This window comes from Paraburkholderia sp. BCC1876 (assembly GCF_902833695.1).
Lineage (GTDB): Bacteria > Pseudomonadota > Gammaproteobacteria > Burkholderiales > Burkholderiaceae > Paraburkholderia.
On the sequence record NZ_CADFGI010000004.1, the window covers coordinates 544,255 to 557,309 of the forward strand.

Sequence of the window (13,055 nt, forward strand, 5' to 3'; positions counted from 1 at the left end):
AGGATTGGGGCTGCAATGGGACGTGCCGATGAATGTTCTATCCCGACTTATGTGAGTCAAGCAAGGTCTATCGCTTCGCGTACCCGGTTAGCAAAAAACACATTAGAACAACCTTGTCACATTCCGGGCTGCACTTTGCGTAGTAGTCGTGCTGATGGCTACGCGATTCGGTCAAGAGGACGGCGACAACTCAAGAAATGCTCGTTGTCGTTAGCACGACCTGGCCCCGGATCATAATAGCTGCTCAGCCTGGCGCACGCTTTCTACCCTATACCCCATGGCTCGATAACCCGTCTGGCGCTTGTCCCACATCCGCAGCAGTCCCGGGTGTCCAGCGTCTACGAAGTCGATGACACGCACATCGACCTTGGTCGCATGTTCTCTGTGAAGGCGGCCGGCATATTGCTGCAGGGTCCCTTTCCACGAGATTGGCATCGCAAGAACGAGCGTGTCGAGTGGCGGATGATCAAACCCCTCGCCGACCAGCTTGCCTGTCGCGAGGAGCACCCGTGGTGCATCAGCCGGTAGCGCATCGAGTTCGGCGGTCACCAGATTGCGCTGCTTCTTCGACATCCGACCATGCAGCGTGAAAATCATTTCGACTCTTCCCACCAAGGCTTCCTGGATGGCCGCAATATGATCGGTGCGCTCAGTCAGAACGAGAATCTTCCGCCCGCGGGAAAATGCATCGGCGACCTCACTTGCAATGGCGATCGTCCTCTGAACATCGGCGGCGACCTGTCGGAACACGTCCTGAATGCCTGCCTCGGCAGGCAGGTCGATTTTGGCCGGCCGGATCCTCGGTATGACCTCAAGATCGTGCGGGGCCGTCTCCGCGCGGGAGGCCGTATGCCGGATTGGGCCGCACTGCATGAATATGATTGGATGCTGGCCGTCCCGGCGGATCGGCGTCGCCGTCAGCCCCAGAACGTACCTCGCCTTGACCCGCTTTAATAGTGTTTCGAATGAAACCGCCGATGTGTGGTGACACTCGTCCACAATCACGTGCCCGTACTGTTCGACCAACTCACTCGTCTCGCCCTGTCGCGACAGTGACTGCATGACAGCAATATCAATTTTCCCACTACGCTTCGCCTTGCCGCCACCGATTGTGCCGACGATGCCCTTGCCGACACCGAGAAACGACTGCAGCCGCTCACGCTCTAAGGGAGCCGCGCGACGAGAGGTTGATATGCTCGAGGACGTGTCTTTCCGACCGCGGCTTCTTCGTTTTGGGCGAGATCTTCGTTCGCAGATGCTCCGAGTAGTGCTCCCACGCTGCGCCGATCACTAACGCCCCGTCCTCCTCAATCTTCAAACTAGCTACTGGGTCAATCGATTGCCCAGGAAGATCGAACGCCTCATCAACGTAATACCCCAAGGGCCGCACCGCCTCTTCCTGTCACCCGTTCCAAAGGGGAGGTTGAGAGGGCGATCGAGAAAATCGGCTTTCGCTCACTCACGATCTGCAGACCGAGCCTCATGGGCGGAGAGCGAAATGAAGCGAGGTCGGCGGAAGGCGCGATGCTGGTTCGGCTGTTAGCTCCGATCCTGCCGAATAAATGCATTGAAGTCCTTACGCGAAAACCGCCTACGACAAGCCGGTTTTCGCATTTCTACCCAAGCGCTCTCAATCAGAACTTATCCCACCCATCATCGCCGCCCGCGCTCGCCCCAGCCAGCGCAACAACCGGCGCAACAACCGGCGCAGCGTTCCGCACAACCCGACGTACCGGCGCAACAGTCGTGCTCGCCATCACCGCGCGCCGCGGCGCCTCTCTATGCGAAGACGAAACCGAAACCGAACCCGAACCCCCGCCCCCCTCCCCACTCAAAATCTGAAAAAACGCCACCACCTCATTCAACTGCTTCCCCTGATCTTCCATCGACTTTGAAGCCGCCGCCGCTTCTTCCACCAGCGCCGCATTCTGCTGCGTAACATTGTCCATCTGCGTAATCGCGAGATTAACCTGCTCAATCCCACGGCTTTGCTCCGTCGAAGCCGCCGCGATCTCCGCCATGATGTCCGTCACCTGCGCGACCGCCTGCGTGACTTCGGTCATCGTCTTACCCGCTTCACCCGCCAGCGCGGAGCCATCGCGAATCTTCTCCACCGAGTTGGCGATCAGATCCTTGATCTCCTTCGCCGCACTCGACGAACGTTGCGCCAGACTTCTCACTTCGCTCGCCACCACCGCGAAACCACGCCCCTGCTCACCAGCACGCGCCGCTTCAACCGCCGCGTTCAGCGCCAGAATATTGGTCTGAAACGCAATCCCTTCGATGATGCCGGTGATCTCCGCGATCTTCGTCGAGCTATCGCTGATGTCGTGCATCGTGCTCACCACCTGGCCGACCACCGTGCTGCCCTTGTGCGCCACCGACGAAGCATTCGCGGCCAGCGTGCTGCCTTGCTGCGCGTTGTCGGCGTTCTGCTTCACCGTCGAGGTCAGCTCTTCCATGCTGGACGCCGTTTCCTGAAGCGACGCGGCCTGCTGCTCGGTGCGCTGGCTCAGATCCATATTGCCCGCCGCGATTTGCCGCGCCGCGCCGGCGATGCTGGCGCTGCTGTCGCGCACGCGCCCGACGATCGCCGTCAAGCGTTCGTTCATCTCGCGCAGCGCGCCGAGCAGCTTGCTGGTTTCGTCGCTACCTTCGACGGCGATACGCGTGCGCAGATCGCCTTGCGACACGGTGCGCGCCACGTCGATCGCAAAACGCAAGGGGCCGGTCACCGCGCGCGTGATCATCACGCAGGCGCCGATCGCGAGCGCCACAGCGATCAGGCAGATCGCGATCAACAGATTGCGCTGGCTCACGTAGTGCGCCGCGTAGTCGTTGATCATCTGTTCCTGACGGCTACGTGTGTACTCGGCGTACGCATCGGTCGAGCGGATCAGCGCGGCGAGCAGCGGCCGGCATTGGTCGTCCATCTTGACGATGGCGTCGTCGCGCTTGCTGGTCAGCGCGAGGTTGACGATGTCGGTGGCGACCGGGCCGTACAGGGCCTCCACGCGGTTGATCTCGGCGACGAGGCTGCGCGCTTTGTCCGAGGTATCGGACGCGGACGCGGTCATGTCGTTGAGTTTCTTCAGGTCGCTCTGCACGTCTTCATGCGCGCGCATCACGTCGGCCTTTTCTATTTCGAGGTCCTGAGGTTTGGTGACGAGCACCAGGTTGCGCGCGGCAATTGCGCGCCGGTCGACCGCGGTGCGTACCTGCACGGCCATGTCGGCGCGCGCGTTAATGCCGTGGACAAAGTCGGAAAAACCATCGGTCGAATCGCTCAGCGCCTTCAGAGACAGGCCGGAAACGGCGACGACGATAACGGAAAGCATGCCGAAACCGGCAATCAGTTTGGCTTTGATAGACAGGTGCTGAAGTGTCACGGTTGTTTCTCCAAAAACGAAACGTTAGAAAGCGTTCGCAATGGACTCTCAGGTCCGGGCATGGGAGCGTCTATGTGACCGCTTCAACTGAAAAGCGGCCCTGCGCGGTTGATTTCCCCAAAATGGGTATCCCATTTACCGGATATCGGACTGGAGGCTCGAGGACTTAAGGGGTATCGGGTATGTCTCTATAAGCTTGCACGCGATGAGCGAAGAAGACGTAATTTCCTCAGGAGATGAGTAAATTTAAGCACTCGGTGACAGCATTGGCACGAGGTTTCTTGCCTGCTGAAATGGGCGGCGGGGCGCAACCGTCTGTTCGAGAAACGCGAAGCGAAAAAAACGGCTTGAACAGGCGTCGCTTCGTCGTTATGATTGAGCAATCACTCATTTAATGCCGTTAGCCGGATCGACTCAGCATGGCCCGTCCCAAAAGCGAAGACAAACGTAACGCCATCCTTGCCGCCGCCGCTGCGGTGATCGCCGAGCAGGGGCTGGGCGCGCCGACCGCGCGCATTGCCAAGCTGGCGGGCGTGGCGGAAGGCACGCTGTTCACGTACTTCGACAGTAAAGACGACTTGCTGAATGCCTTATACCTCGACATCAAGGCTGAACTGCGCGAAGTGATGATGACCACGTATCCGCAACACGCGAGCGTGAAAGAGCGGGCGCAGCACGTGTGGAACCAGTTCGTCGACTGGGGCGTCGCGCAGCCGCAAAAACGCCGCGCCATGGCACAACTGGCGGTCTCCGAGCGGCTCACCGACCATACGCGGGCAACCGGCATGCAGTCGTTCGCCGACATCAACGGAATGATTCAGGCGAGCGTGGCGAGTGGTGCGTTGCGCGACCATCCGCCGGCGTTTCTGTCGGCGATCATGAGCGCGCTCGCGGAAACCACCATGGATTTCATTGCACGCGAACCGGACCAGGCCGCGCGCTATCGGGCGGCTGGTTTTGACGCGTTCTGGAACGCGATCGCCAGGCACTAAATTTTTTGTCTAATTAATGAGTGATTGCTTGCTCATTTAACTGAAAGGAACGCATCATGTCGAAAGTCTGGCTGGTTACTGGAAGTGCTCGCGGCCTAGGGCGCGAGATCGTCGAAGCCGCGTTGCAAGCGGGCGAGCGGGTCGTCGCCACCGCGCGCGATCCGGGCCGCCTGCAGGATCTGGTGGCGCGCTACGGCGAGCAGGTTCGCGCGGTCGCGCTGGACGTCACCGATCCGGCGGCGGCGCGCGACGCGGTGCAGAGCGCCGTCGACGCCTTCGGCCGCCTCGACGTGGTGGTCAACAACGCGGGCTTCGGCCATCTGGTGCCGTTCGAGCAAACCAGCGAGGACGATTTCCGCGCGCAAATCGATACGAACTTCTACGGCGTGGTCAACGTGACGCGCGCCGCGTTGCCGGTGCTGAGGCAGCAGCGCGCCGGGCACATCATCCAGATTTCGTCGGTCGGCGGACGCGTCGGGATCGCGGGGCTGGGTGCGTATCAGGCGGCGAAGTGGGCGGTCGGCGGTTTCACCGAAGTGCTGAGCCAGGAGCTCGCGCCATTCGGCGTCCACGTCACCGCACTCGAGCCGGGTGGCATGAAAACGGAATGGGGTAACGAGGCGTCCGGCGCGACGCCTGAATTGCTGCCGGACTATGAGCCGTCGGTTGGCGCGATCGTCGGGATGCTGAAGCAGTACATCGGTCGCGAAGCCAGCGATCCGGCGAAGGTGGCGCAAGTCGTGCTGAAGCTCGCCTATCACGACGCGCTGCCGGCGCATCTGTTGCTGGGCAGCGATGCGTTGCACTATTGCGGCGAAGGCGAGAAGGCGCGCGCGGCGAACGCTGAAGCGTGGCACGCCGTCAGTCTGTCGACGGATTTCTCCGCGCCGGCGCAACTGCCCGCGTTTCCTGTCGCGCCGGCGAAAGCCTGAGCGTCTATCGTGATGAGCGTGACCAGCGCGCAGGCCCCAGCGGCCGGCGCGGCACCTGATGCAACGACACAGGCTGGCGGCTGGCGTGGCGCCTGGCGCAACGACACAGGTCAGCGCATTCATCGCGGCAATCGGCACGGCGGCGTCGAATCGACGCCGCACCAATGAGGACACACTCCATGCCTAACTGGACCACTGCGGACATTCCCCGTCAGACCGGCCGCCTCGCGGTGATCACCGGCGCGACCGGCGGGCTCGGTTTCGAAACGGCGCTGGCACTGGCCGGCGCGGGCGCCGAGGTCGTGCTCACCGGACGCAACGAGCAAAAAGGCCAAGCCGCGCTCGACGCGATTCGCGCGCGGCATCCCGCCGCGTCGATCCGCTACACGCATCTCGATCTGGCGAGCCTCGCGTCCGTGCGCCAGTTCGCCGATCAATTCGCCTCCGGACACGCGGCGCTCGATCTGTTGATCAACAACGCAGGCGTGATGACGCCGCCCACGCGGCAAACCACCTCGGACGGTTTCGAACTGCAATTCGGCACCAACTACCTCGGACACTTCGCGCTGACCGAAGGCTTGCTGCCGTTGCTGCGTGCAGGACGCGAGCCGCGCGTGGTCAATCTGAGCAGCGGCGCGCACAAGATCGGTGCCGCGATTCATTTCGACGATCTGCAATGGCAGCACGGCTACAAGCCCTGGCCCGCGTACGCGCAGTCGAAGCTGGCGATGCTGATGTTCGCGCTCGAACTGCAACGCCGCAGCGATGCGAACGGCTGGGGACTGCTGAGCAACGCGGCGCATCCCGGCTACGCGCGCACCGATCTGATCGCCAACGGCCCGGGCGCCGACACGCTGCTGCAGGCGATCAACCGCATGACATTCGAGCCGCTCGCGAGCCAATCGGCCGCGGACGGCGCATTGCCGACGCTGTTCGCCGCGACTTCGCCCAACGCCGAACCCGGCGGTTACTACGGACCGACCGGCCTGTTTGAACTGAAAGGGCCGCCGGGCGACGCGCAGATTTCCCGCCTCGCACAAGACAAGGCGATCGCCGCGCGCCTGTGGGCGGTTTCCGAAGCACTCACCAACGCGCGCTGGCCTCGCGCGACCATGGAGCACGCATCATGAAGGTTCTGATTTTTGGCGCGACCGGCATGGTCGGACAAGGCGTCTTGCGCGAATGCCTGCGCGCACCGGACGTCGAGGTGGTCCAGACGGTCGGCCGCACGCGCAGTGGCCAGCTCGATCCGCGTCTCATCGAAGTGATCCAGCCGGACCTGATGGACTACAGCGCGCTGGAAAGCCAGCTCACCGGTTTCGATGCGTGCTTCTTCTGCCTCGGCGTTTCGTCGGCGGGCATGAAGGAGGCGGACTATACGCGCCTCACCTATGACCTGACGATGGCGGCGGCGCGCACGCTCGCGCGTCTCAACCCGCGCATGACCTTCGTCTACGTATCCGGCGCGAGCACCGACAGCACCGAGCGCGGCCGCAGCATGTGGGCGCGCGTCAAAGGCCGCACTGAGAACGCGCTACGGCAACTGCCGTTCAAAGCCGTCTACCTGTTCCGCCCGGGCGTGATCGAACCGCTGCACGGCGTCCGCTCGAAAACACGTTCATACCGGCTGTTCTACACGCTAGCCAAACCCATCCTGCCGATGCTGCGCGCGCTGCTGCCGAACTACGTGCTGAGCACCGAAGACATCGGCCTCGCCATGCTGACCGTCGCGCGCCACGGCGCCGCCAAGGCCGTGCTCGAAACTGTCGACATTCGCGCGCTCAGTCGCCCGGCGTCCGCCCCCGCGCTCGATCTGCACGCCGGCTAAGCGCTCCGGTTTTCGTTCAAGCCCGGAAAAAGCCGCCTATTCAATCGTTTGACGCATTGCCGTGTCTGGTACGCTACGGGCAAACGGGACGCGCTATTGCGGACGCGGCCTCCTTCTTCACGCGCGTGACTCAGCGCATGCTTGAACGAACCTGCCATGGTGACGCGCCGACCGAACATCGTGATTGCGATCAGTATCGTGCTGGCCAGCGCGATACTCGCGATCGCCGTGTGGGTGCTGGCCCAGATGCGCGATGACGCGCTGCGGCGCGCCCAGGACTCCGTCTTCAACGTTTCCCTGCTGATCGAGCGCGACGTGTCGCGCAATCTGGAGATCTACGATCTGTCGCTGCGCGCGGTGATCGACGGTCTGAAGCAGCCCGGCGTGCTGAACCTTGATCCCGCCATGCGCCAAATGGTGCTGTTCGACGGCTCGGCCAGTGCCAAAGACCTCGGCTCGCTCCTCGTCGTCGACGAAGCGGGCAACATACGCTTCGATTCGCAAGCCTCGCCGCCGCGCAAGATCAATGTCGCCGATCGCGACTACTTCAAGGTGCAACGCGATTCTCCCAACGTCGGCCTGTATCTCAGTCACCCGTTCATCCCGAAGGTGACCGGCAAGGAAGTCAGCATCGCGTTGAGCCGGCGGATTTCCAAGCCGGACGGCAGCTTCGGCGGCGTGGTGGTCGGCACGATGCGCCTCACTTACTTCCGCAGCCTGTTCGCCGGCATGAACCTCGGCACCGGCGGCTCCATGGCGCTGATGCTGAGCGACGGCACGATGCTGATGCGGCGTCCTTACGATCCGAAGATCATCGGTATCGGCCTCGCCGGCACCGCCAACTATTCGCGCTTTCTCACCCAGCCGAGCGGCGACTTCTTCGGCACGGCGGCGATCGACGGCGTCGAGCGCTGGTACGCGTTCCGCCATATCGACATGTATCCGCTGATCCTCGACGTCGCGCTGTCCACGCGAGACATCTACGTGGAATGGCGGCACCGCGCTTGGATCATCGGTTCGCTGATCGCCGCGCTCGATCTGACGATCATCGCGCTGGCTTTGCTGTTTTCGCAGCAGTTGCGGCATCGCCGCGCCGCCGAGGAAGAGTTGCGCATGCTGGCGCGCACCGACGGGCTCACCGGCCTGAACAACCGCCGCACCTTCGAAGAGGAGGTCGACGCGGAATGGCGCCGCGCGCAACGCAATGGCTGGGCGCTGTCGATGCTGCTGATCGACGTCGACAATTTCAAGGGTTTCAACGATCTGTACGGCCATTCGGCGGGCGACGATGCGCTCGTCACGGTGGCCCGCAGCATCTCGCAGAACGTGCGGCGTCCAGGCGACACGGCGGCGCGCTACGGCGGCGAAGAGTTCGCGGTGCTGCTGCCGGATACCGACGCGGCCGGCGCGGCGCACATCGCCGAGAAGATTCGCGCGGCGATTCACGCCCGCGAACTGCGCCATGTGGCGAGTTCGCATCATGTGCTGACGGTGAGCGTGGGCGTCGCCACGACCCACGGCCACGCCTTCGCAACGAGCCGCGCGCTGATCAACGCCGCCGACGAGGCGCTCTACGAAGCCAAAGACGCGGGCCGCAATCGCGTGATGGGTTATCGCGCGACGGTTCACACGCATGCTCGCCATGCGGCGGTGACGCCGGGGCACTAAAGCGATTAAGCGACTAGAAGCAACTAAGGCGACCTGAAGCGCGCGCGGTCAATCGCAGACCGCAAAGGTGTTCTTGAATTTCACCCGGATAATATGTTGCGTCCAAATTTCACCCGGGTATAATTCGGCAAATCCTCTTTCAGGAGTTTGTCGTGACCTCGTCCATCTCCACTTGCACCGCCTTTGAAGGCCATCGCCGCATCGCGTCGGGTTCACTGTCGGACGTCGCGCTAGCGGTCAAAGCGGTGCTTGCGCGCGGCGAACAGGCGCCCGTGCTGATCTTCGACGACATCACGAGCCAGCCGATCGAATTCGATTTGCGCGGCACGTCGGAGGAAATCGTGGCGCGGCTGGCCAGCCAGCAGCGAGACGGTGAACCGACCGCCGAACCCGCCGCCGAACCGACCGCCGCGACCGAGGACGGCACACCGCGTAGCCGTGGCCGGCCCAAGCTCGGCGTCGTGGCCCGCGAGGTCACTTTGCTGCCGCGTCACTGGGATTGGCTGAACGGACAATCGGGCGGCGCGTCGGTGGCGCTGCGCAAGCTGGTCGAGGCGGCGCGCGTCGCGGCTGAGGACAAGGATCGCCGACGCGCGGCGCAGGAAGCCGTCTATCGCTTCATGACCGCGCTGGCCGGCAATCTGCCGGACTACGAAGACGCGACGCGCGCGCTCTATGCGAACGACCAGCCGCGTTTTGCGGCGATCGTCGCGGCATGGCCGGACGACGTCGGCGCTCACGCGTTACGACTCGCCGAAAGCGCCTTCGCCGCGAGCGTATAACGCCAGACGAAAAAAAACCGCTCACGCCGGGGAAGCGTGAGCGGCAAGTCGGAGAGTTACAACATCGCATGCAGTTCATGGGGTGAACGCAGCAAACGCAGTCTAAGAGACCGGTTTACCCCAATACATCGGACGAATCCCAAACGCCCCTGCGGCGAGCGGCCGCACAGGCGTGGCGCCGCGATCCGGCCCCGCTCAACGGGCGTTGCTTACATCATCCTTTCCCGGTTATTCCTGCCATTTGTCTGATCAAGACTCCGCCCTGACAGCCGTAAAAGAGAAGGAGCGTCGCTACGTACCCAACTGATCTCGAACGGGGTCGCTACGGCGCGATGGCGAAACAGCCTGTCGAGACCTTGTGAAGGGATGATGAGATGAAGTGGTTCGACCGCATGACCGTATTCCGCAAACTGTTGCTGGCGTTCGCCGTGGTGATCGGCTTTTGCGTCGTGATCGGCGCGACGGCGTTAAGCACGCTGTCGTCGATGCATGACATTACGACCGTGATCGGCGACAAACACATGAACGGCCTCTACTGGATGGAAGAGGCCAATCGCCACAAGATCGATTCCGATCTGGCCGCCGCGAATCTCGGCTATGCCACCGACGACGCCGGCCGTCAAAAGTTGAAGGACGGCATCGTCGCGTCGCTGAAGACCATGCACAGCGCCTACGACGAGTATCGCAAGACCGCCGGCGCCGGCAAGGGCCAGGAGATGTTCGACGGCGTGCTGCGTGAATCGGCGGTGTGGGAAGGCATCGTGCATCAACAGATCGGGCTCGAGCCGATTCCGGCCGGCGTCGACAACAACGAACTCGTGCGTCGCGCGATTGCCGCCAGCGAAGCGCTGCGCGACCGCATCACGGCGCTGATCGACTATCGCCGCGAGCAAGCCAACGAGGCGCAGCAGGAAGCGAGCACCGACTACCAGCACATGCGGATCGTGATGAGCGTGCTGGTGCTGGGCGCGATCGTCGTGGGCATGTTGCTCGCCACGCTGATCGCGCGCCGTCTGGCGCGTCAGCTCGGCGGCGAGCCGGACTACGCGATGCAGATCGCCAACCGGATCGCCGATGGCGACCTGAGCGTGCGCGTCGACACGCGCGCCGGCGACACCGACAGCATGCTGTTCGCGCTGCGCAACATGCGCGAGCGGCTGGCGGGCATCGTGTCGGGCATCAGCGAATCGAGCGAGTCGATCCTGATGGCGTCGGGCGAGATCGCGCAGGGCAACACCGATCTGTCGCAACGCACCGAAGAGCAGGCCGCCGCGTTGCAGGAAACCGCGTCGAGCATGCAGGAACTCACGTCGACGGTGAAGATGAACGCCGAGAATGCGCAGCAGGCGGGCGGCGTGGCGCATGGCGCGTCGGAAGTCGCGGCGCGCGGCAGCAGCCTGGTGGGCGATGTGGTCGAGACCATGCGCGAGCTGGCGGCCGGGTCGAAGCGCATGACCGACATCATCGCGGTGATCGAAGGGATCGCGTTCCAGACCAACATTCTCGCGTTGAACGCGGCCGTCGAAGCGGCGCGTGCCGGCGAGCAAGGGCGCGGCTTCGCGGTCGTGGCCGGCGAAGTGCGCTCGCTCGCGCAACGCAGCGCGGTGTCGGCCAAGGAGATCAAGGAATTGATCGAAAGCTCGACGGCCCGCGTGGGCAGCGGCGCCGAACTCGCCGAGCGCGCCGGCCAGACCATGGCCGAAGTCACACACGCGGTGAAGCGCGTGACCGACATCATGGGCGAGATTTCGTCGGCGTCGCAGGAGCAGAGCACCGGCATCGAGGAAGTGAATCGCGCGGTCGCGCAGATGGACGACGTGACCCAGCAGAACGCCGCGCTGGTCGAGCAGGCGGCGGCTGCGGCGGCGTCGATGGCGGATCAGGCGCGGCAACTGCAAACGGCCGTGACGGTGTTCTCGCTCGAAGCGCGCGCCGCTTGAGGGGCATTCGTGCGAGCCGCTGGAGCCGCTTGAGCCGTGCGCATTACGGCTCGCAGCGCGCTCGCACACCAGTGAAAGCCACGCGTTTAACCTCCCTTGCCAGGCCCATTGGCACTCCGTACACTCGCGCCTGATTCTTGAGCGGCGGCGCCTCGTTCCGGCGTCGTCCACGATAAAACACGCCGAACAGAGGAGAACCCCCGCCATGGCCGATTCCTATTTCCCCCGCTGGCGCCGCCAGTCTGCCGGCGTCGAAGGCCGCATCGTCAGCACCGACGAACGGCTCGCGTGGCCGCAAATGGTCGCGATGGGCGTGCAGCACGTCGTCGCCATGTTCGGTTCGACCGTGCTCGCGCCGCTGCTGATGGGCTTCGATCCGAACCTCTGCATCTTCATGTCGGGCGTCGGCACGCTGCTGTTCTTCGTGCTGGTGGGCGGCCGCGTGCCGAGCTATCTCGGTTCGAGCTTCGCGTTCATCGGTCTGGTGATCGCGGTGACGGGCTACGGCGGTCATGGTCCGAATCTGAACATTCCGTTGGCGCTGGGCGGGATCATCGCGTGCGGTGTGGTGTACGCGATCATCGGGCTGATCGTGTCGGCGGTCGGCACGCGCTGGATCGAAACGCTGATGCCGCCGGTTGTGACGGGCGCGATCGTCTGCGTGATCGGTCTGAATCTCGCGCCGATCGCGGTACACGGCGTGAGCGGCAGCAACTTCGAATCGTGGATGGCGCTGGTCACCGTGCTGTGCGTCGGCGCAGTCGCCGTGTTCGCGCGCGGCATGCTGCAGCGTCTGCTGATTCTGGTCGGCTTGCTGATGGCGTATGTGATTTACGCGATCGTCACGAACGGGCTCGGCATGGGCAAGCCGATCGACTTCGCGATCGTCGCGAACGCCGCGTGGTTCGGCATGCCGCATTTCACGGCACCCGTCTTCAATTTGCAGGCCATGACCTTGCTTGCGCCGATCGCGGTGATTCTCGTCGCGGAAAATCTCGGCCACATCAAGGCGGTCAGCGCGATGACCGGACAGAACCTCGACGGCTATGTCGGCCGCGCGTTTCTCGGCGACGGCCTCGCGACCATCGTGTCGGGCTTTGCCGGCGGCACCGGTGTGACGACGTACGCCGAGAACATCGGCGTGATGGCTGTCACCAAAATCTATTCGACGCTGGTGTTCGTGATCGCGGCCTTGATCGCGTTGGTGCTGGGTTTCTCGCCGAAGTTCGGCGCGGTGATTCAGACTATTCCGGGGCCGGTGTTGGGCGGCGTGTCGATCGTCGTGTTCGGGCTGATCGCCGTGACCGGCGCGCGTATCTGGGTCGTCAACAAGGTGGACTTCTCCGACAACCGCAACCTGATCGTGGCCGCGGTAACGCTCGTGCTGGGCGCGGGCGATTTCTCGTTGAAGCTCGGCGGATTTGGGCTCGGTGGCATCGGGACCGCGACGTTCGGTGCGATCATTCTGTACGCGCTGCTGCGTAGAAAACCGGCGCAAGGGCCGGTCGCGTGATCGAGTTTTAG

General features: G+C 63.5%; 10 protein-coding genes. 8 read left to right on the top strand and 2 right to left on the bottom strand.

Annotated features, from left to right (window positions below):
• Positions 1 to 231 precede the first annotated feature (231 nt).
• Positions 232 to 1,257, bottom strand: coding sequence for a DEAD/DEAH box helicase family protein (locus HWY05_RS17800; protein WP_176059209.1), 1,026 nt, complete (start codon positions 1,255 to 1,257; stop codon positions 232 to 234).
• A gap of 377 nt (positions 1,258 to 1,634) precedes the next feature.
• The gene (locus HWY05_RS17805) at positions 1,635 to 3,389 is read right to left on the bottom strand and encodes a methyl-accepting chemotaxis protein (RefSeq protein ID WP_176059081.1); all 1,755 of its coding nucleotides are present in this window, start codon (positions 3,387 to 3,389) and stop codon (positions 1,635 to 1,637) included.
• Between the two features lie 419 nt (positions 3,390 to 3,808).
• Here HWY05_RS17805 and HWY05_RS17810 point away from each other — a divergent pair, with 419 nt between their 5' ends.
• The 8 genes from HWY05_RS17810 to HWY05_RS17845 all read left to right on the top strand — a co-directional run bounded on the left by HWY05_RS17810 (position 3,809) and on the right by HWY05_RS17845 (position 13,044).
• The gene (locus HWY05_RS17810) at positions 3,809 to 4,381 is read left to right on the top strand and encodes a TetR/AcrR family transcriptional regulator (RefSeq protein WP_035553933.1); all 573 of its coding nucleotides are present in this window, start codon (positions 3,809 to 3,811) and stop codon (positions 4,379 to 4,381) included.
• A gap of 56 nt (positions 4,382 to 4,437) precedes the next feature.
• A complete protein-coding gene (locus HWY05_RS17815) occupies positions 4,438 to 5,313 on the top strand; it encodes an SDR family NAD(P)-dependent oxidoreductase (RefSeq protein ID WP_035553930.1) in 876 nt (291 codons plus the stop codon).
• A gap of 179 nt (positions 5,314 to 5,492) precedes the next feature.
• Positions 5,493 to 6,443, top strand: a complete 951-nt coding sequence (locus HWY05_RS17820) for an SDR family oxidoreductase (RefSeq protein ID WP_176059082.1) — start codon at positions 5,493 to 5,495, stop codon at positions 6,441 to 6,443.
• The gene (locus HWY05_RS17825) at positions 6,440 to 7,141 is read left to right on the top strand and encodes an NAD(P)H-binding protein (RefSeq protein WP_176059083.1); all 702 of its coding nucleotides are present in this window, start codon (positions 6,440 to 6,442) and stop codon (positions 7,139 to 7,141) included. Before HWY05_RS17820 ends, HWY05_RS17825 begins: the two co-directional genes overlap by 4 nt.
• A gap of 156 nt (positions 7,142 to 7,297) precedes the next feature.
• On the top strand, positions 7,298 to 8,809 hold the full coding sequence (locus HWY05_RS17830) for a sensor domain-containing diguanylate cyclase (protein ID WP_176059084.1): 1,512 nt from the start codon (positions 7,298 to 7,300) through the stop codon (positions 8,807 to 8,809).
• Between the two features lie 152 nt (positions 8,810 to 8,961).
• Entirely contained in the window at positions 8,962 to 9,591 is a 630-nt protein-coding gene (locus HWY05_RS17835; protein ID WP_176059085.1) for a DUF2239 family protein, read from the top strand.
• A gap of 374 nt (positions 9,592 to 9,965) precedes the next feature.
• Positions 9,966 to 11,531 (top strand): methyl-accepting chemotaxis protein, encoded by a 1,566-nt coding sequence (locus HWY05_RS17840; RefSeq protein ID WP_035553919.1) that lies wholly within the window; start codon positions 9,966 to 9,968, stop codon positions 11,529 to 11,531.
• A gap of 205 nt (positions 11,532 to 11,736) precedes the next feature.
• Positions 11,737 to 13,044: a solute carrier family 23 protein gene (locus HWY05_RS17845; protein ID WP_176059086.1), complete on the top strand. Its 1,308-nt coding sequence runs from the start codon at positions 11,737 to 11,739 to the stop codon at positions 13,042 to 13,044.
• The last annotated feature ends 11 nt before the right edge of the window (positions 13,045 to 13,055 follow it).